This is a genomic window from Ruminococcus sp. YE71 (assembly GCF_900119155.1).
Classification (GTDB): Bacteria; Bacillota; Clostridia; order Oscillospirales; family Ruminococcaceae; genus YE71.
In genome coordinates this window covers 132,447-151,233 of sequence record NZ_FPIR01000003.1, presented here as the reverse complement: position 1 = coordinate 151,233, position 18,787 = coordinate 132,447, and the positions used below count along the sequence as shown (strand labels likewise).

The window sequence follows — 18,787 nt, the reverse complement described above, 5'->3', positions numbered from 1 at the left end:
AATTTTTTTGAATTTTTTTGCCTAATTCCCCTCAAAAACTCTGTTAATGTTTGATATTTGGTGTAGATCAGTCTTCCTTCTTGCGGCTGGACATGATCTTCTCAGCGATATTCTTCGGTACTTCGATGTAGCTGTGAGGCTCCATGGTGTACTGACCGCGTCCCTGAGTATTGGATCTCAGAGAGTTGGAGTAGCCGAACATCTCGCTCAGCGGAACGAGTGCGTCTACCTGGATAGCGCCGGGGCGGGTCTCCTGACCCTGGATCTGACCTCTTCTGGAGCTCAGGTCGCCGATAACGGTTCCGAGGTAATCGTCAGGAACGATTACGGTAACCTTCATGATAGGCTCAAGGATTACGGGGTCTGCCTTACGCATAGCCTCCTTGAATGCCATAGAACCTGCGAGCTTGAATGCCATTTCAGAGGAGTCAACTTCGTGGTAAGAACCGTCATACAGTTCAACCTTAACGTCAACTACCTGATAGCCTGCGAGCACGCCGCTCTCCATAGCGCCCTTGATACCTGCGTCAACTGCGGGGATGTACTCCTTCGGGATAGCACCGCCGACAACGTTGTTGATGAACTCATAGCCCTTACCGGACTCGTTCGGCTCAACGTTGATCTTAACGTGACCGTACTGACCCTTACCGCCGGACTGCTTAGCGTACTTGTAGTCCACATTTGCCTTGCTTCTGATAGTCTCCTTGTAGGAAACCTGAGGAGCGCCGACATTTGCCTCTACCTTGAACTCTCTGAGCAGTCTGTCAACGATGATCTCGAGGTGCAGCTCACCCATACCTGCGATGATGGTCTGACCGGTCTCATCGGAGGTGTAGGTTCTGAAGGTCGGGTCTTCTTCTGCCAGCTTGGACAGAGCGATACCCATCTTCTCCTGACCTGCCTTAGTCTTAGGCTCGATAGCGAGCTGGATAACAGGCTCAGGGAACTCCATAGACTCAAGGATTACGGGGTTCTTGGGGTCGCAGAGAGTATCACCTGTGGTGGTATTCTTGAGACCGATAGCAGCAGCGATATCGCCTGCGTAAACCTGCTCGATATCCTTTCTCTGGTTGGAGTGCATCTGAACGATACGTCCGATTCTCTCATCCTTGCCCTTGGTTGCGTTTAGAACGCTGGAACCTGCCTGAAGAACGCCGGAGTATACTCTGAAGAAGCAGAGCTTACCAACGAACGGGTCGGTAGCGATCTTGAATGCGAGAGCGGAGAACGGCTCGTCATCGCTGGAAGGACGCTCTACCTCTTCGTCAGTTTCGGGGTTAACACCCTTGATGTGAGCGATATCGGTAGGTGCAGGCATATAGTCAACGATAGCGTCGAGCAGCTTCTGCACGCCCTTGTTTCTGTAGGAAGTACCGCAGCAAACCGGTACCATAGTGTTGTCGATAGTAGACTTTCTGATGACCTTCTTCATCTCTTCGATGGTGATCTCTTCATCAGCGAAGTACTTCTCTGCGATCTCATCGTCAACCTCAGCGAGGTGCTCGATAAGCTCAGTTCTGTACTGCTCAGCCTTCTCCTGCATATCCTCGGGGATATCGGTGATCTGGATGTCAGTACCGAGATCGTTGGTGTAGATGTACGCCTTCATCTCGAGCAGGTCGATCAGACCCTGGAAGTCGTCCTCAGCGCCGATAGGCAGCTGGATAGCGACTGCGTTGGTCTTGAGTCTGTTATGAAGCATATCAAGAACGTTGTAGAAATCAGCGCCCATGATATCCATCTTATTAACGTATACCATTCTCGGTACCTTGTAGTTATCCGCCTGTCTCCAAACGGTCTCAGTCTGCGGCTCAACGCCGCCCTTTGCACAGAGAACGGTAACCGAACCGTCGAGAACACGGAGAGATCTTTCAACCTCTACAGTGAAGTCCACGTGTCCGGGGGTATCGATGATGTTCATTCTGTAACGCTTCTTGGCTTCCTTGTCGTAGGTAGGAGTCCAGTAAGCTGTGGTCGCAGCGGAGGTGATGGTGATACCTCTTTCCTTCTCCTGCGCCATCCAGTCCATTGTGGAAGCGCCGTCGTGCGTCTCACCGATCTTATAGTTTACGCCCGTATAGAACAAGATACGTTCGGTCGTAGTTGTCTTACCGGCGTCAATGTGCGCCATGATACCAATATTTCTGGTATCCTGCAAGGAACAATCTCTTGCCATAATATCCTCCTATACGAATTACCATCTGTAGTGAGCGAAAGCCTTGTTAGCTTCAGCCATTCTGTGAGTTTCGTCACGCTTCTTGCAGGAACCGCCGACACCGTTGATAGCGTCGAGGATCTCTGCTGCGAGTCTCTCCTTCATGGTATCCTCGTTTCTCTCTCTGGAGAACTTGGTTATCCAGCGGAGTCCGAGAGTCTGACGTCTGTCAGGACGAACCTCCATAGGAACCTGATAGGTAGCACCGCCGACACGGCGAGCCTTTACCTCGAGTTCAGGCATGATATTCTCCATAGCCTCCTCGAATACCTCGAGTGCGGGACGACCCGTCTTTTCCTCAACGATCTCGAAAGCGCCGTATACGATCTTCTGAGCAACGCCCTTCTTGCCGTCGAGCATGATGTTGTTTACGAGACGAGTTACGAGCTTGGACTTGTATACCGGATCCTCGAGCACGTCTCTCTTAGTAACCTTACCTCTTCTTGGCACTGTAATTCCCTCCTTCACAAAAATGAATTCACAGGTACTCGTTTCACGGGCTTTCCCCGTGACCCCGTTCAGTATTAAGCGGCAAGGATATATATATTATCCGTCCGCCATTACTGTGGTCTTCGCAGCAATGCGACAATGAGTTTTAACCTTTTTGAATGTTTGCACTTAAAGTGCGTTCACGCTTTAAAAAGACTTTTCGGCTTACTTACCTGCCTTAGGTCTCTTTGCGCCGTACTTCGAGCGAGCCTGCATTCTCTTTGCAACGCCCTGAGCATCAAGGGTGCCTCTGATGATGTGGTAACGAGTACCGGGGAGGTCCTTAACACGGCCGCCTCTGATAAGAACAACGCTGTGCTCCTGGAGGTTATGACCGATACCGGGGATATAAGCTGTTACCTCGGTGCCGTTTGTCAGCTTAACTCTTGCGATCTTTCTCATTGCGGAGTTAGGCTTCTTAGGGGTAGCGGTACGAACTGCGGTGCAGACGCCTCTCTTCTGGGGGCAGCTCTGGTCGATTACCTTCTTCTTCTTGGAGTTGTAACCCTTCTGAAGTGCAGGTGCGGTCGACTTGGTCTCGAAGCTGTCTCTTCCCTTCTTTACGAGCTGGTTAAAGGTTGGCATATTCTCTCTCCTTTCGCGATAGATTTACGTATGCAGACACTTCGCCTGCACACTAATCTATTATACACTTCATTATTTTCCTTGTCAAGCGCCCGAATGAAAGTTTTACATATTGTTTAATTATTCGGACAGTTGGGGTGCTGTGTTTGTTTATTATTCGGTTTTTGGGGTCGGTTTGGTGGGGGGTTCAGTTTTTTTGAGGGTGGCTTTTTTGAAGTGTGCTTTTTATGCCGCTTTGCGGCATCGGGGACTTTGCCAAAAGTCGCTTCGCTCTTTTGGCAAAATAAAATCGGCATTTCGCGCTTCGAGGGTTCTTTTGAGCTCTGCTTTCGTGCGGAGTTCTTCTTCTCGTTTTTCGGGAAATGCCGATTTTATATTTGGTCGGGACGTTTGTGCGCTTTTTCTTCAAAGCCATGTTCCGAGGGCGGGGACTCTGTCCCCGAGCCCCTGCCGGGGACCCTTTGAAAAGGGTCGCCCGGACCCCCTAAACTTTTTGAGTCTCTGGCGTGGACGTGGGGTGTTGTGTGTTCTTTTTTATCTTCTGCCGAAGCCGCCTTTGCCGTTGCCGCCGCCGAATCCGCCGCCGCCGAAGCTCATGCCTGTCGAATTCGAGGTCACGATTGAGCTTACTTCGACTGTATCGCTCTGACTGCCTGCGGTCAGCGTGTATTTGCCTGTGGTCAGGTCTGCACTTGAGAATACCGCGCTCTGCCAGCTCTTCGCCGACGTGAATGTGAATATCACCTTTCCGCTTTCGTCGGTCACGGTGAATTCCGTGCCTGCTTCCGCGGTCGAGGAGAAGTTATGCAGTATGCTGTACTGCGTCGAGGTCTCGCCGAATCCGACTTCCATGCCCTGCGCACCAAGCGCCACGATGGTGCCGCCCGTTATCTGCGCCGTACTTCCGAAGTCGCCGAAGTCGAGTGCGCCGTTGCCGCCGTTGGTCGGACCGTCCACGCAGATGACACCGCCTGTCACGTACAGGTCGCCGTTCGAGTCGAGACCGTCGCCGTTAGCGTTGACGTATACCGTGCCGCCCGAGATGGTCAGCTTGTAGCTTCCGCCGTCGGAGGTGTTGAAGCTGTCTCTGCCCATGCGGTCAGCCGAACCTGTGTCACTGCCGCCTGCCGCGTTGAAGCCGTCGTCCGACGAGGTGACCTTCACGTCGCCGCCCGAAACGGTGATGTTCAGACCTTCGATGCCCTCATAGCTCTTCTGAATGTCCACCGTGCCGCCTGCTATTTCAAGGTCGCTGCCTGCGTGGATACCGTCGTCGCCCGAGTTTGCGGTCAGCGTGCCGCCGCTGATGTAGACGCTGCCGTCCGAGTGTACCGAGTCGTCCGAGCTGTTGATGGTGATGCTGCCGCCTGCGACCTCTATCGCCTTGCCTGCCTTCAGCGCCTTCGCCGAATCGGAAGATCCGCTGTCGGCGGAAGTCTTCGAGGAAGACGTGTCCGAAGTCTGCGTGATGGCTGCGGTCTCCACGGCGGTATTTCCGTTTCCGCCGCCGAACCCGTCGGGAGGTGTCATGCCATCGGGAGGAGTCTTGCCGTCGAACCCGTCGGGAGGAGTCATACCGTCGGGAGGAGTCATGCCGTTAGGAGGAATCTTGCCGTCAGACCCGTCGGGAGGTGTAAAGTCGCCCTTGTCCCAGTTTCCCCAGCCGCCGTTGGGCTGACCGTCGGACTTCATGCTGGCGTTTGCCGAGCCGCCGCCCGTGGTGATGTCGAGGGTCCCGTCCTCGATGCGGAGCGTAGTCTCAGCCTGAATGCCGTCGCCTGCCGAGCTGATAACTACGGTACCGCCCGTTACTGCGATGAAGCCCTTTGTCTCGTCCTCGTCGTTGGTTGCCGCGATGCCGTTCGAGCCTGCGGTGATGTTTATCGTGCCGCCGCCTATCTTCACGTCATCCTTCGCCTTGATGCCCGACGAAGCCGCGTCAACGGTGATGTCGCCGCCCGTGATGACCAGTTCGTCCTTGCAGACGATGCCGTGCTTGTATTTGCCGTTGACGGTCAGAGTACCGCCGCCGTTGATGGTGAGGTCGGACCGCGAGAATATTGCCGCGTCGGTGTTGTCGTCGTCACCTGTCAGCGTGTAGGAACTGCCGTCGGTAAAGCTGTTTTCCGTGCCTTCGTTCACGGTCAGCGTGACCTTATTCGCCTTGTCAACGAGGAGTGCGGCGTGGGTGTCGTTCGTAACGGTCACGCCGTTGAGCACGAGCTTGATCTCACTGCCCTTGCTCTTAACGTATATCTGACCCTTGAAGCTGCCCGAGAGGACATAGGTGCCTGCTTCCGAGATGGTGAGCACCCCGTCGGAGATCTCCGCGCCCGAGCCGTTTATCTCGGCATCGGAGCCGCTGAGTGCGATGGCAGTGGAGTCGGTCTCTTCGTAGCCCACGTCCTTGTCCTCGGCGGAAACGGAAATGTCTTCCTGAGAGAGGGAGGATACCGAAATATCGTTTGAAGCCGCCGCATTGGTCTTCTGTGTCAGTCCCGAGTTATCGTCAGCCGCGGAGCAACCCGCGAAGCTCACTGTCATTATCGCCGCCAGAGCAGCTGCTGTTATCTTCATTTTTTTCATATAGGATCTTCCTTTCATTTTTAAATTTACCCCATTTTGTTTTTCGACCTGCTTACAGAGTTTGCAAGCAGGTCGGAAAAAATAATGATAAGGGAGAGTTTTTGATAGGTCTTTGTTTATCAGAGTCTGTCGCTGTTGGTGACAGGTCTGCCGCAGGCGATCTCAAGGTTGCCGTTGCGCTCACGCAGCTCGTCGATCATCTGCTTTTCCTGAGAAGGATCTTTAAGGGTTATGGTGTAGCTCAGTTTGTAGAGGCTGCCCATGTTGGAGGTCTTTACCTCGTCGAGGGAATTGCTCGCGGTGTACTTCTCGAATATATCCGAGAACGCGCCGCTGTAGTCGAGGGATTCGGGGATGGTGATCTTCAGCGTCTTTTCCTCGGAAGCCTTTCCGCCGAGTGCGGTCAGAGCCATGCTCACCGCGCAGATGACTGCCGTGAAGATGATAGCCGCAAGAAGGTGCTGGGTAGCGGTGGCGAGACCTGCCGCCATCGCGAGGAATATCGCGCATATCTCCTTAGCCGAGCCGGGTGCGGAGCGGAATCTTACCAGTCCGAACGCGCCCATTACCGCCACGCCCGTTCCGACGTCGCCGTTGACCAGCATGATGACCATCTGAACGATAGCGGGCAGGAGAGTAAGGGTCATCGCGAAGCCCTTGGAGGTCTTTTCGCCTCTGCCGAACACGTAGGCGATGACTGCGCCTATCAGCAGCGAGACTGCCGTGCATATCAGCATAGTGCTGAGTGTGAGAGAACCTGTCGAGAATTTGAACAGGCTCGAAATATCCGAAGTAAAGTAATTCATGGTCGTTTCCTCTTTCTGTATATTACTATATGTGATATTTTCCGATATGTCCTGTTAAGGGCTGTGTCGGCGTTCAGATCGCCGTCTTGTACCGCTTAGGGTTTGAGGTGGTCTTTTCAGCCGAAAGACCGTCTCTGCCGTTAAGTCTGTTCTCGATCATCAGCGTGGTGTAAGCCTTGCCGTACTTCGAGAAGGACGAGGGGAATATTTTCAGGTCGTCTAAGATATGCGAAAGCCACAGCGGCATCGCGTTGGGAATCTTTATCTCCATAAGTCTCTGACCGTCTTTAAGGAGTTCTCTGCCGTAGATACCGTTTCTGAGGTCGAGGTCGTAGCCGCGGTAGATTATCCTGTCGTCGAAAGTTATGCGGAGGTTCGGGTCCTCGATACCCGAGTAAGCGAGTCTGTGGTAGCTTATCAGCATTCTCGGCGCGAGACCCTCGTAGACCCTGAACGCATATCTGAGTTCATTTTCTATCTGGGGGTTATTTTCCCTGACCTTCTCGCCGTCGATGAATCTCAGCACCTCATTGAGTTCCATGAAAGTCCTGCGTTTGTAGACGATGCCCTTGTACTTTCTCTTATACTCAAGGAACGCTGTGCTGTCGCCTGTCGGAACGCCGTATGTACGGAGTCTGACCTTTTCCTTGAACACGGGTTTATCGAGGGAAGCGCGTATCAGTCTGTAGTCGGGAGTATCGTAATATACGCTCATTATATCGCTCTCGAAGTACCTGTCCTTTTTCATATATTCATCGAGTCTTGCACTCAGCCGCTCGAACTGTTCCTTAGTAAGGAGGTATTTCTTTTCTGTTCTTTTGAACACTTCCTGTGCCATATTCATTCACCCTTTCGTGTGTCGGTCGTTTTGTCTGTTCCTTGTTTCTGTAATCAATTATATATGCCGTAACTTAAATGAACCTTATATTATCCTTTAAGTTTACTTTAAACCGAAATTTTGTACAGTTGCACTAATTGTCGGCTTTGTTTACACTTTGATTTGTTGATTTTACATATCATTCAGAAGAAATGCGCTTGATGCGAAGATATGAAACCTTGCTTTTTGGCGTTGATGCAGAGGTTTTGCACATAAAAATCCGCATTTTATGAGTTAATTATATCATATTACACAATTGTATTAAGCGGCATATTATTAACATTATGAAAAGATTTTCGCGGTTTCGGGGTGGTCGGGGGTGTTTCGCCTTGCGGCGAAATCGGTCTTTGGCTCGAATCGCTTCGCTCTCTCGCCAAAATAAAATCGGCAAATCTGTGTGTTTTCGGGGGATGGTTTGGGGGTTTTGCTTTGTGCTTTTTTGGGTGGGGTGTCGGGATTTGCCGATTTTATGGGTGGGGTTTTTCGGGGTGTTTGTGATGGGGTTTGGTTTGTTGCGCCTTTGGCGCAAATTGGAGCTCTGCTCCAAACCTCGCCAGAGGGGACCCTTTGAAAAGGGTCTCCCTCTGGACTCCCTCCTAAACTTTTTTGGTCTCTGGCGAGGACGGGGCGGGTGTGTGGGTTTTCTTATAAAAAATGCTCCTCTGGGACAGAGGAGCATTTCTTTTTAGCGTATTGTTATTTCTGCGGCTGAGGTGGCGGGGAGTTTTACTGTCAGTTTGCCGTCTTTCAGTTCTGCGGTATGGGGCTTTATCGTTACCGCTTCGGGGGCTTCAAAGGTATTATGGTCATGTGCGTCGCCCGTCAGCAGTCTCACACTTACTTCCTTGCCCTCAAAACCAACGATATCACAGCTTATCTCGGCTTCTTCTTTAAGCGAAACGTTCGCGGCGGTTATCGTCATGACGCCGTCCTTCAACGATGCGGAACTTGTTATCATCGGGATATTCTTTCCCTCGCAGAGGTCCTCGTTCTCCGACCAGCAGTATACACACTCGCCGTCCTGATGGTTCTTGAACAGGTCGAAGATGTGGTAGGTCGGCGTTTTCACCAGCTTGTCGCCCTCGGTCAGGACTATCGCCTGAAGCACGTTGCAGACCTGCGCGATGTTCGCCATCTTCACGCGGTCGCAGTGGCGGTTGAAGATGTTCAGCGAGACAGCCGCGACCATAGCGTCGCGCATCGTGTTCTGCTGATAGAGGAATCCGGGGTTCGTGCCCTTCTCGACGTCGTACCATGTGCCCCACTCGTCAACGATGAGCCCGATATTTCCGTCGGGGTCGTAGCGGTTCATTATCTCGGCGTGACGGGTGATGAGCGATTCGGTGAAGTTGGTGGTCGCCAGCAGTGTGTAGTAATCCTCGTCGTCGAATTCCACCGCAAAGCCCTTGTTGTTCCAGTCGGGTATCGAGTAGAAGTGGAGCGATATGCCGTTTGCCTGCCAGCGGTGGTCGTGGAAGAGTCTCTTCATGATGGTCTCTGTCCAGTCGTAGTCGCTGCTGTTGGGACCGCAGGCTATCTTGTACAGCTGATTTCCGTTGTAGTTCTTGCAGAAGCTGGCGTACTGTCTGTACACTTCCGCGTAGTATTCGGGGCTCATGTTGCCGCCGCATCCCCAGTTCTCGTTGCCGATGCCGAGGTATTTCAGTTTCCAGGGTTTTTCTCTGCCGTTCTCGCGGCGAAGGTCAGCCATCGGGGAAACGCCCTCGAAGGTCATGTACTCCACCCATTCGGAAAGCTCTCTGACCGTGCCGCTGCCCACGTTGCCCGAGATGTAGGGTTCGCAGCCCACCAGCTCGCAGAGCTCCATGAACTCGTGAGTGCCGAAGCTGTTGTCTTCGGTGACGCCGCCCCAGTTGGTGTTCACCATCTTTGCGCGTTTCGATTTTTCTCCGATGCCGTTCTTCCAGTGATATTCGTCCGCGAAGCATCCGCCGGGCCAGCGCAGTACGGGCAGGCGGATGTTCCTGAATGCCTCGACGATATCGGTGCGGATGCCGTGGATATTCGGGACAGGGCTGTTCTCTCCGACGTAGATGCCGTTGTAGATGCATCTTCCGAGATGTTCGGAGAAGTGGCCGTATATCTCGCGGTTGATGTGCCCGATCTTATCACAGGCGTTTATTACCATTTTGAAATTTTTCATGCTGTTGTTTCCTTTCATGCGACATGGAGTTGAGAGATCGTGTTATCCTGCGTTTGGGCAGGCGAAAAATACCTTGCGGTAGAAGTCCTCGGTCATTTCTCTGCCGAAGGACTTTATGAACATTTCGGTAGAAACGCCGCCGTCGCCCAGCAGTCTTTCGACGTATGCGTTAGTGGCGGCCTGCTGTGCGTCTCTGTCGGCGTCGGAAGCTCTTCCTGCTTTTTCGGCGGCACCGAGGTAGATGTCGAGGGCTCTTCTGACCAGAGCCGCTCCGCGCTCGTCCTTTGCGGCGGGGAATTCCTTGTGCATTATGAGGGAGCTTTCGGACTTGAGCCATTCGCCGCTCTCGGCTTTCTTCGGTTTCTCGTCCGCAAGGTCAGAGAATTCATCGCGCAGCACGGACAGTTCGGAGACCACCTGACGGTACTCTTCCGTTTCGGTGTCGCCCACAAGGTCGTAGAACTCAACGATGAACTTGCGCTTTCCCATGATGTATATGAGGTCGAGGGACATGAGCGGAACATTGACTCCGCAGGGGGTCAGCACGAAGGAGCACATCTGCATCGGCTTCATCTTCGTGGTCATGACCGCAAGGTTCCCGAGACCTTCGATATCGTACTGATCGACATGGAACTTCATCAGCGGGTTCATTTTCAGGTCGGAAAACTTGCCCGCGTCGAGCTGTCTGACGCTGTAGCGGCTCTTCAGGGCAGTCAGCCCGTAGTCAAGGCTGCCGTACATATTTTTCGTATTCGCTTCGGTGCGGAAAAGATGTCTGCCTGCCGCATAAGCTCCCGCGGCTGCTGCCGTTCCGCCGATGATACCTTTGATTACTGTTCCTCTCATGATAATGTTCCTTCCCACAATGATACAGGCCGTGTCCGAACACGGACCGCTCAGTAAATTATACCATATTGACAAACAGGATTCAATACTATATAATACTATTATAGTTACTAATCCTACGATTTTGAGGTGAGAAAATGATACGTCTCAACGCGCTCGGAATGGATACCCAGCATTCGGCGGATTTCTGCATCGACCGCCCCGAGGGTTCGGGTGACAGGCTGCTGATAATATTCAAGACCGACGCTCTGCTCACGCTGAACGGTTCCGAACAGCCCGTCCGACCCGACAGCGCCGTCATCTTCGACAGGGGAGAGCCGCAGTTCTACCGACCGTCGGGGGGCAGGTATATCAATCATTTCCTGCACTTCGACACCGATGACGAAAGCGAGCTTGAAGGGGTGTCGTTCGGCAGACTGCTGACCCCCGACACCATCGCCGAGGCCGAGACCCTCATGAGGATGCTCAGCCGCGAACAGCTCTCACGGTCGGAAAAGCGCGAGCGTTACATATCCCGCCTTATCGAGATGCTGCTGCTGAAACTCTCCGAGCCGCCCGTTGACCGCCGCGAGGAACGCATGATACATCACTCGGCGGTGCTCAACGAGCTGAGGGCGCAGATGTACAGCAGCCCTGCACAGTTCGGGTCGGTGGCGTCCCTTGCCGAGCGCGTGAACCTTTCGCCGTCGCACTTTCAGCAGCTTTACCGTATGCAGTTCGGCATAAGCTGCTATGAGGATCTTCTGACCGCGAGGATACGCACGGCGCAGTACTACCTCAGCAGCACTTCGCTGACCGTCGGCGAGATAGCGCGGCTGTGCGGCTATGCGAATACGGCGTGCTTCCTGCACCGCTTCAAGGACAGAACGGGCATGACCCCAAGCGGATACAGGCGCTCGGGAGCGCGGCGGGTGGATGAAAACAGTACTTGACTTTTTTGCAATATCTGTGGTATAATATAATACAACTCGAAAAAGGGAGGAATCGTTATGGCAAAGCAGCTGCACGAATCGGGAGAGGATTATCTGGAAACTATCCTTATTCTCCGTCATAAACAGGGCGAAGTGCGCTCAATAGACGTCGTTCACGAGATGGAGCTTTCAAAGCCGAGCGTCAGCCGTGCCATGGGCATCCTGCGCGAAGGCGGGTTCATCAATATCGACGGCGGCGGATATATCACCCTGACCGAAGCGGGTCAGCAGGTGGCGGAGACCATTTATGAGCGTCACCGTTTCTTCACCGAATGGCTCGTAAGTCTCGGTGTCAGCGAAGAGACCGCGGCGGAGGACGCCTGCCGTCTCGAACACGACATCAGCGCCGAGAGCTTCGCAAAGATAAAGGAGTTCATCGAGAAGAACAAGTGATGATAAAAAAATCAAGGAGTGCCGCAGGGCACTCCTTTTTGTTTTCAGTGTTTCATTCTTTCGCGGAGCCGTTTGTAATCGGGACAGCAGGTGGATACCAGTCTCCAGAAATTCTCGCTGTGATCCATGTATTTCAGATGGCACAGCTCGTGTATCACCACGTAGTCGATGCACTCCTGTTCAAAGCAGACGACCCCGACGTTTATCGAGATACTGCCGTTTGAAGAGCAGCTCCCCCACCTCGAAGTCATTTTCTTGAAGGTGATCTTCTTCGGTCGGAGCCCGAGCCGCTGGGTGTAGGTCTCGAACGCCTTCATCACGCATTTTTCGCAGATGCCGTACACGTACCGCGAGAACAACCGTTCCGCGTCGGCGCGGGTCATGGTCTTTGCCACGTAGACCGTCAGCGTATCGCCCTCGGTCTCGGGTTCGCGGTATTCGGCGCTCTCGGCTATCCGCAGGGTATATTTCCTGCCGAGCAGTGACAGCACCTCGCCGTCCTCGAAGCTCTTCGGCAGGCGTGAGCGTTCGCTGTGGCTGCCGAGTTTATCGCGTATCCATTTTTCGTGGGAGCGTATCAGCCGTTCCGCGTCGGAAGGCTTGCCGCTCAGCGGAAGTCTCACCGTCACAACGCCGTCGCGGATGTTCAGGTAAGCGTTCGACCGCTTTCCGATGTCGAGCAGGTAGTCGAGCGTACCGCTCTCAAGCTCTATCGTACACAGCTTTTTCATCAGCCGAGGTAGCCGTACCAAACGTAGCCGTCGTAGCCGATATAGTTGATGTGAACATACTCGCTGCCTGCGGGTCTGTCGATAACTGTAACTTCCTCGCCTGCCGCGATGGAGAGTATCGGGTCAGCGTTCTCGTCGCCTGCGGAGCGCAGGTAAGCGGTCTGGGTAAGGTAAGCGACCTCGCCCGAAACTACGGAAGAGGTATCGTCGTGGCTGCTCGAATCGCTGACGGATGCGGAGTCGAGGGAAGCTGCGCTCTCATCGATTATCTTTCCGCCCTCGGAAGAGCTGTCCTCGGAAGTTTCGGAGACCGTCTGTGCCACCGAGCTGGAAGAGCCCTTCGTACCCGTGAACACCTCATCGGTAACGTTGCTGTCGTTGGACGGGAAGAGGCTTTTCGCGAGTATCAGTACAACGCACACCACGAAAACTCCTACTACTATTATCGCGGCTATCCCTGCGAGGGTTATCCTCTCGGCGGGTCCGCTGCTTCTGTCGTTAAAACTGCTCATTTTATCAGATCCTTCTCATGACGGATGTCAGATTCCTATGCCGTCAATATAATAACTCATTATATATTATAACCGATTTTTCCGATTTTGTCAACACAATAAAACAATAACCCCGAAATTTTTCATATTTCACCCTTTTGTTTTCACAATACGGCGTGTTGTCGGTCAGGCGTGTACGAATGACGCGTTACATAAAGTTTACAATCGTTTAATAAACGGTATATAACTTTTTTGGCGAAATAACAGTCTATTATTATAAAGATCTGTTTTAGCAGACTATTATAGATAATGGACCGAAGGAAGGATGCAGAATATGAAACGTAAATTATTTTGTGAGATCTCTCCGCTCACATACGCTATCTCGGAGAAGAAATGTGTGGCGATGCGTGCCGTAAAGAACATTTTTGACGCTCACAGCTTTGCAAAGACCAGGTCTGAGGAAAAGCTCGAATATGTCATCTACAAGCACAATTCGCTGATAAGACGCAGGCTCGGCAACGTGAATATGCTTCTTCAGGAGAACAAGGCGGTGAACCTTTCGCTCTCCGCGCCGAAGGTGAACAAGGTGCTCATCCGTCCCGGCGAGACCTTTTCGTTCTGGTATCTGGTGGGCAGTCTTTCCGAAAAGGACGGCTACCGTGAGGGTCTGACGATATTCTCCGACCATCCCTCGTCGGGCATAGGCGGCGGAATGTGCCAGATGACTAACCTCATCCACTGGATGATACTGCACTCCGAGCTTACCATCACCGAGCATCATCACCACGACCAGATAGACCTGTTCCCCGATTTCAACCGCACCATCCCCTTCGGGACGGGTACGAGCATAATGTTCAACTATCTCGACTACCGTTTCCGCAACGACACCGACATTACATATCAGCTCATCATCTATACGACCGACGAGTATCTCTGCGGAGAGCTGAGGGCGGACAAGCGCCAGAGATACAAGTACCATATCGAGGCGGAGAACGTGTTTTTCTCGCGTGAGGACGGCGTAGTCTACCGCAACGGCGATGTCTACAGGATAAAGGTAGACCGCGTGACGGGCGACCACACTTCAAAGGAGCTTATCCGTCACAATCATGCAAGGGTATGCTATGACACCGACGGACTGGAGATAAGGGAGTCCGCCGCCGTCTGATACGGCTGTCGGGCAAAAATGAAGCATCGGACACCTCTGTGATGTCCGATGCTTTTTTGTTTGCAGATTATTGTCACTTTAATCCTGCTCTTGACCTGTACCACTTGCGGACGAGTTTTCCGCTCTCGGTAAGAGCGCTCTCGCCTGCGGGGATGTTCGAGAGGTTGGTACCCGACTTGAATGCGGAAGCTGTCTCAGCCTTTCCGCAGGCAGACCAGTTGATGTAGCCCACGTTCTTCGAGTCGAGAAGTTTCAGCCAGGTCTGTGTCTCGGTGGTGTTTACGTTGCCTGCGCCCTTTGCGTTGCAGGTACCGAACTCGGAAACGAGTATCGGCAGACCCTTGTTGTAGCAGTTGGTGAAGCGGTCTCTGAGCCACTGCTTGTGGGTGTCGGCGTAGAAGTGCAGCGAGTAAACGATGTTGGTGTCGCTGAGTCTGCTGTTGACAACCTTGTCGATGTCCTGCGACCAGTTGGTAGTGCCCACGATGATTATCGCGTTCTTGTCATACTTTCTGATAGCGCTGACAACGGCGGTGGCATAAGGCTTCACGTTATTTGTCCAGGTGATGCCTGTGCCGTTGGGTTCGTTGCATATCTCGTAGATGACGTTCTCGTTGTTCTTGTACTTCTGAGCCATCTCGGTGAAGAATGCCACAGCCTCGTCCTTGTGCTTCAGCGGGTCGCCGTCGTTGAGGATATGCCAGTCGATGACGGCATACATACCGAGGGAGGTAGCGTTCGCAACGCCCGTGTTGACCTTGTTCTTTGCCTGAGTAGCGTAGCCCTTGGTGTAGCCGCCCCATTCCTCGGTGTACATGGCGAGGCGGATGGTGTTCACGCCCCAGTCATCGCGCAGGGTCTTGAGGGAAGCGGTGGAAGTGATGTTCGAGAAATCCTCCCACATGAGACCGTGGGTGGACATACCTCTTATCTGGAACTTCTGACCGTTCTTGTTGACGATATTTGCGCCCGAGACTTTGAGTCTGCCGTTCACCGCCACGGGGGTAGTGCCAGTTGACTGCTTCGGAGTGGTGAAGCCGACCTGCTTTGAACCGCCGATGTAGGATTTGCCGTCCGCCGAGATGTAGGCGTTGACCCTGTAAAGGTAGGTGGTGTTGGCGGTAAGTCCCGTGAGGGTCTCCGACAGGGTGGCGGCGGAAGCTATGGTCTTCTTTATCTCCCATCTGCTCTTGGACTTGTTGTAGGCGTAGATCTTGTAGCCCGTCGCACCGTTCGTTTTCGACCATGTGAGCTTTGCGGAAGTCGCGGTCACCGACGAAGCCGATGCCGAAGCTATGGCTCCCGGGGTGATGATGAACGAAGCCGAAGCCGTGCCCGAGTAATTGCCCTTGCCCGTAACGACGACGGTGGCCTTGCCCGGGTTCTTGTTGTTTGTGTATTTGAGTGTGTAGTCGGTATTGCGTGTGAGTTTTGTAGTGCCGTCCATGACTATGACCTGCGGTACTCTTTCCTTGCCGTTGTAAGCAAATTTGGTCGTCTTGACTGTTACTGTGCAGCTTGAGATAGCCTTTGCCTGCTGTATAACGGAAGCGTGAGCTGTCATTGGCGGTAAGCTGCCGCCCGAAAGAGTCTCGCCTGCCGAGCCTATCATAAGCGCAGCCGCGAGCAGTGATACTGCCGCCGCTATCGGTTTCTTAAATCTGAACATCATATCAACCTCCAATGGTCTTTATAATGTCATCTCCTTTTACTGTATTTATTTCCTTTTGTACTTTTCCAGTATCGCCATCGGTTCTCCGATCATGTCGATAGCTTCGCGAAGGGTCTTCGCGATATTCTCGCGGTCGGAGCTTTCGAGCATCTGCTTTGCCTGACCGAGTGTCTCTCTGCCGAGCTCCGCCTGATAGCGGTAGATGCTGTCCAGCTGTTCGAGCGCCTTTATCTCCAGATCCTGATATACCGACTTTATGTCCTTGACGATATTGCCTCTGATGTCGTCGTAGTTTTCGAGGGCTATGTCGATGATGTCGGTCTGCTTCTTGCGTCCGAGGATGTTGCTGAATGCCGACATGGTAGCAGGCGGGAAAGTCTCGGAAGTGCCGAACAGCTTCACGCCCATCACCTGTTTTGTGACCTTCTTGCCCAGCGAGCGCATTATCCTGTCCACCGAAGTGACCTGCGTCACCTGCGAAAGATCCTCGATACCGAGCTTCTTCGCAAGCTGTCTGCTCATCTTGTCCACCTGCTCGTTGAGCCTGTCGCGGTGATGTTCTATGCAGGTGCGGTAAGCCTCGCCCACCTTTTCCATGAGGTAGGAGTAGAAGTATTTCTCTATCTCTTCGGGCGGGTAGATGTCCTCGCCGTTCTCGTCCTTCTCGCGCAGTTCGAGGATGCTCTTTCTGAGCTTCGCGAAGAATTCGTACATCCATGTCTCGGCTTCCTGCTGCATCTCTGTGACAGTCAGCTTCAGAACGGGCTTGCAGTTTTCGAGAGCGGCTTCGAGCTGTGAGCATTCGTCGTCGAAGTCCTTTGCCTTGTCTTCGAGCTTTTTGTAGTCGAGCTCCGCCATCTCCGCGAACATATGCAGTTTCGCGGAAGTCTCGTTCGCCATATCATCCAGCATGGTCAGCACTCTGTCTGTGCGGATGATGTCCTTTTTCAGGATGATGTCCCTCTGGAGCGACATCTCGAACTGCATGAACTGCGTTTCGTAGAAGTCTCTCGTACCCTTGTCGGGTGGACGGCGCTTGCCGAGCTTGCGTGCGAGCTCGTCTGCGGCGCTGATGCCGTAAACGAAGGAGTTCGGAACTATCTTCTCGCTCAGCACGTTGAATCGCTTGAGTATCTTGTCAACATCCTGACGGGTGTTGAGTGCGTCTATCATGTTGACCAGCACATACAGCATACCGAATCTTCTCGGCTGGACGTGTCCCGCGAGGAACAGCTGTTCCGACTCCGAGAAGGGGAGCAGGCAGTTGGCGGCGTACATGATGGCGTCGGCGTTGATAAGGTATTTCGTCACCTGTCTGTCAAGGTCGTCGAGGTCGGAAAGACCCGGTGTATCGACGATGCGTATCTCCTTTAAGATAGGCGCGTTGTCGTGTATCTCGATATAGTCCACCTTTGAGGGGAGCATTTTCATGATGCGTTCGAGCCTGTCGCGTGTGATGTCGTACATCTGCATCGGCACGCGCTGACCGTTTTCGAGCACTGCCCAGGCGTCCTGAACGTCGCCGTAGGAGATCTCGTTTATCGTGTAGGTCTCGGGAGAAACGGACGAAGGCGCGATCTCGCGTCCAAGAAGAGCGTTGATTATCGTGCTCTTTCCGCGTTTGAAGTCGCCGAGTATCACGAGTGTGAACGGTTCGTCGCAGCGCTTGTCGATAAGCGCGTTCCAGTCTGCAAGACCTTCTGTGAAATCCCTGCCCATTATCGAGCCGAGTTCCTTGTCCGCGGAGAGCTTTTTGAAGATCTCCCTGATCTTTTCTATATCGCGGTGGGCTGCGGTGTTATTGAGTTCTGTCATATTCCCTGCCCTCCCGATAGTATGATATTCGAGCGGACATCACACACCTGACCTGTGCTGGTGTGTACGTCGGGAGCTTCGATATCCCTCCTCCACCTGAACAGCGAATCGCAGCTGAGGAACTCTGCCGAAGCGAGCACTCTGCGTTCGAGCTCTGTGAGGGACGGGTCATGCTGCAATCCTCTTGCAGCGATGGTATGGTTCCTGTCGAGCAGTCTTTCGAGCTTCACGCGGTCGAGATTCGGGTTGCTCCTTCCGAAGAAGTCCACATATTCCTTCTGCATGATGCCGCAGAATATCTCGACAAAGCGTCCCGGGCGCGACATACATATCATGCCTGCGCGGTCGGCTGTCACGTCGGCGTATCTCACCCAGTCGATAAGGGTCGCGACCACCTGACTGTTGACAGCGCCCTTGTAGCTCCGCTCGGACGGTTTGAATGTGTTCTTGTTGTAGTTAAGGTAAGTGAACGCCCAGCTGTATACGCAGTGGTTGTTCTGTATCCTGCCGCATTCGCTGCCGATGAGCAGTTCGAGCTCATCCGTGTTGCACATATCCAGCAGCGGCTTTGTGATGATTATGCAGGGTTCGAGAACATCGCTCGCGATCGAGTAGATCAGCGGCTTCTCCAAATCCTTGCGCACCAGTACGATCGGCTGATTGAGCTCCAGCCTTTCGCAGCAGCGCTTCAGTATATCATAGATCTCGGGATATTTCAGCGAACCTGCCTGCTCGCACTTGAAGAAGAGCAGTTTGGCCTCTGCCGCGATATCCGTCGTATTGATCGCCTTTGAGAGCTTTCCCCAGCCCGAAAGCCCTATGAGTTTCTGTCGGATAGCAAAATCCGAGTCGAACGCATAGTCGAGCTGACCGTCGATAACATGGTTCTGAAAGGAACGTGTATAAGCATTCAGATAGCTGCGGAAGCCTGTATCTATAGACAAAAGCGGATTGACCGGTAAAACAGTCTCACTCATGCTT

General features: G+C 53.1%; 16 protein-coding genes. 3 read left to right on the top strand and 13 right to left on the bottom strand.

Going from position 1 to position 18,787, the window contains the following annotated elements; all coding sequences use genetic code 11:
* Positions 1–67: 67 nt before the first annotated feature.
* From fusA to BT142_RS03735, 8 genes are all read right to left on the bottom strand, one after another.
* Entirely contained in the window at positions 68–2,176 is a 2,109-nt protein-coding gene (gene fusA, locus BT142_RS03770) for an elongation factor G (RefSeq protein ID WP_072416870.1), read from the bottom strand.
* 18 nt (positions 2,177–2,194) lie between these two features.
* Complete coding sequence (gene rpsG / locus BT142_RS03765) at positions 2,195–2,665, bottom strand: 30S ribosomal protein S7 (RefSeq protein WP_072416869.1); 471 nt, start codon at positions 2,663–2,665, stop codon at positions 2,195–2,197.
* Between the two features lie 204 nt (positions 2,666–2,869).
* Positions 2,870–3,289 (bottom strand): 30S ribosomal protein S12, encoded by a 420-nt coding sequence (rpsL, locus tag BT142_RS03760; RefSeq protein WP_072416868.1) that lies wholly within the window; start codon positions 3,287–3,289, stop codon positions 2,870–2,872.
* 534 nt (positions 3,290–3,823) lie between these two features.
* Positions 3,824–5,875 (bottom strand): carbohydrate-binding domain-containing protein, encoded by a 2,052-nt coding sequence (locus BT142_RS03755; RefSeq protein ID WP_072416867.1) that lies wholly within the window; start codon positions 5,873–5,875, stop codon positions 3,824–3,826.
* A gap of 119 nt (positions 5,876–5,994) precedes the next feature.
* Positions 5,995–6,681 carry a DUF4956 domain-containing protein gene (locus BT142_RS03750; RefSeq protein ID WP_072416866.1) on the bottom strand — a complete coding sequence of 229 codons (687 nt, stop codon included), beginning with the start codon at positions 6,679–6,681 and terminating at the stop codon, positions 5,995–5,997.
* Positions 6,682–6,754: 73 nt separating this feature from the next.
* On the bottom strand, positions 6,755–7,525 hold the full coding sequence (locus tag BT142_RS03745; RefSeq protein ID WP_072416865.1) for a polyphosphate polymerase domain-containing protein: 771 nt from the start codon (positions 7,523–7,525) through the stop codon (positions 6,755–6,757).
* A gap of 718 nt (positions 7,526–8,243) precedes the next feature.
* Positions 8,244–9,722 carry an alpha-N-arabinofuranosidase gene (locus tag BT142_RS03740; protein ID WP_072416864.1) on the bottom strand — a complete coding sequence of 493 codons (1,479 nt, stop codon included), beginning with the start codon at positions 9,720–9,722 and terminating at the stop codon, positions 8,244–8,246.
* Between the two features lie 42 nt (positions 9,723–9,764).
* Entirely contained in the window at positions 9,765–10,568 is an 804-nt protein-coding gene (locus BT142_RS03735; protein ID WP_072416863.1) for a hypothetical protein, read from the bottom strand.
* A gap of 137 nt (positions 10,569–10,705) precedes the next feature.
* Here BT142_RS03735 and BT142_RS03730 point away from each other — a divergent pair, with 137 nt between their 5' ends.
* Both BT142_RS03730 and BT142_RS03725 read left to right on the top strand, forming a co-directional pair.
* Complete coding sequence (locus BT142_RS03730; protein ID WP_072416862.1) at positions 10,706–11,500, top strand: helix-turn-helix transcriptional regulator; 795 nt, start codon at positions 10,706–10,708, stop codon at positions 11,498–11,500.
* 57 nt (positions 11,501–11,557) lie between these two features.
* Positions 11,558–11,932: a metal-dependent transcriptional regulator gene (locus tag BT142_RS03725; RefSeq protein ID WP_072416861.1), complete on the top strand. Its 375-nt coding sequence runs from the start codon at positions 11,558–11,560 to the stop codon at positions 11,930–11,932.
* A gap of 44 nt (positions 11,933–11,976) precedes the next feature.
* On the opposite strand, the gene BT142_RS03720 is transcribed toward BT142_RS03725, so the two are convergent.
* Positions 11,977–12,663 (bottom strand): M48 family metallopeptidase, encoded by a 687-nt coding sequence (locus BT142_RS03720; protein WP_084659312.1) that lies wholly within the window; start codon positions 12,661–12,663, stop codon positions 11,977–11,979.
* Complete coding sequence (locus BT142_RS03715) at positions 12,663–13,175, bottom strand: SH3 domain-containing protein (RefSeq protein WP_072416860.1); 513 nt, start codon at positions 13,173–13,175, stop codon at positions 12,663–12,665. Before BT142_RS03715 ends, BT142_RS03720 begins: the two co-directional genes overlap by 1 nt.
* Positions 13,176–13,488: 313 nt before the next feature.
* On the opposite strand from BT142_RS03715, the gene BT142_RS03710 reads away from it, so the two are divergent.
* Positions 13,489–14,319 carry a VanW family protein gene (locus BT142_RS03710; protein ID WP_072416859.1) on the top strand — a complete coding sequence of 277 codons (831 nt, stop codon included), beginning with the start codon at positions 13,489–13,491 and terminating at the stop codon, positions 14,317–14,319.
* A 73-nt stretch (positions 14,320–14,392) separates the two neighbouring features.
* Here BT142_RS03710 and BT142_RS03705 read toward each other — a convergent pair whose 3' ends face one another.
* Genes BT142_RS03705 through BT142_RS03695 form a run of 3 tightly spaced genes read right to left on the bottom strand, consistent with a single transcriptional unit; the run spans position 14,393 to position 18,783 of the window.
* The gene (locus BT142_RS03705; RefSeq protein ID WP_084659311.1) at positions 14,393–15,991 is read right to left on the bottom strand and encodes a cellulase family glycosylhydrolase; all 1,599 of its coding nucleotides are present in this window, start codon (positions 15,989–15,991) and stop codon (positions 14,393–14,395) included.
* Between the two features lie 45 nt (positions 15,992–16,036).
* Complete coding sequence (locus tag BT142_RS03700; protein WP_072416857.1) at positions 16,037–17,806, bottom strand: dynamin family protein; 1,770 nt, start codon at positions 17,804–17,806, stop codon at positions 16,037–16,039.
* The gene (locus BT142_RS03695; RefSeq protein ID WP_072416856.1) at positions 17,803–18,783 is read right to left on the bottom strand and encodes a M48 family metalloprotease; all 981 of its coding nucleotides are present in this window, start codon (positions 18,781–18,783) and stop codon (positions 17,803–17,805) included. The genes BT142_RS03700 and BT142_RS03695 overlap by 4 nt, the downstream gene beginning before the upstream one ends.
* Between the last annotated feature and the right edge of the window lie 4 nt (positions 18,784–18,787).

Coding starts and splice junctions, on each gene's coding strand:
- fusA (WP_072416870.1), bottom strand. CDS start 2,176: ATGGCAAGAGATTGTTCCTTGCAGGATACCAGAAATATTGGTATCATG.
- rpsL (WP_072416868.1), bottom strand. CDS start 3,289: ATGCCAACCTTTAACCAGCTCGTAAAGAAGGGAAGAGACAGCTTCGAG.
- BT142_RS03755 (WP_072416867.1), bottom strand. CDS start 5,875: ATGAAAAAAATGAAGATAACAGCAGCTGCTCTGGCGGCGATAATGACA.
- BT142_RS03750 (WP_072416866.1), bottom strand. CDS start 6,681: ATGAATTACTTTACTTCGGATATTTCGAGCCTGTTCAAATTCTCGACA.
- BT142_RS03745 (WP_072416865.1), bottom strand. CDS start 7,525: ATGAATATGGCACAGGAAGTGTTCAAAAGAACAGAAAAGAAATACCTC.
- BT142_RS03740 (WP_072416864.1), bottom strand. CDS start 9,722: ATGAAAAATTTCAAAATGGTAATAAACGCCTGTGATAAGATCGGGCAC.
- BT142_RS03735 (WP_072416863.1), bottom strand. CDS start 10,568: ATGAGAGGAACAGTAATCAAAGGTATCATCGGCGGAACGGCAGCAGCC.
- BT142_RS03730 (WP_072416862.1), top strand. CDS start 10,706: ATGATACGTCTCAACGCGCTCGGAATGGATACCCAGCATTCGGCGGAT.
- BT142_RS03725 (WP_072416861.1), top strand. CDS start 11,558: ATGGCAAAGCAGCTGCACGAATCGGGAGAGGATTATCTGGAAACTATC.
- BT142_RS03720 (WP_084659312.1), bottom strand. CDS start 12,663: ATGAAAAAGCTGTGTACGATAGAGCTTGAGAGCGGTACGCTCGACTAC.
- BT142_RS03715 (WP_072416860.1), bottom strand. CDS start 13,175: ATGAGCAGTTTTAACGACAGAAGCAGCGGACCCGCCGAGAGGATAACC.
- BT142_RS03710 (WP_072416859.1), top strand. CDS start 13,489: ATGAAACGTAAATTATTTTGTGAGATCTCTCCGCTCACATACGCTATC.
- BT142_RS03705 (WP_084659311.1), bottom strand. CDS start 15,991: ATGATGTTCAGATTTAAGAAACCGATAGCGGCGGCAGTATCACTGCTC.
- BT142_RS03700 (WP_072416857.1), bottom strand. CDS start 17,806: ATGACAGAACTCAATAACACCGCAGCCCACCGCGATATAGAAAAGATC.
- BT142_RS03695 (WP_072416856.1), bottom strand. CDS start 18,783: ATGAGTGAGACTGTTTTACCGGTCAATCCGCTTTTGTCTATAGATACA.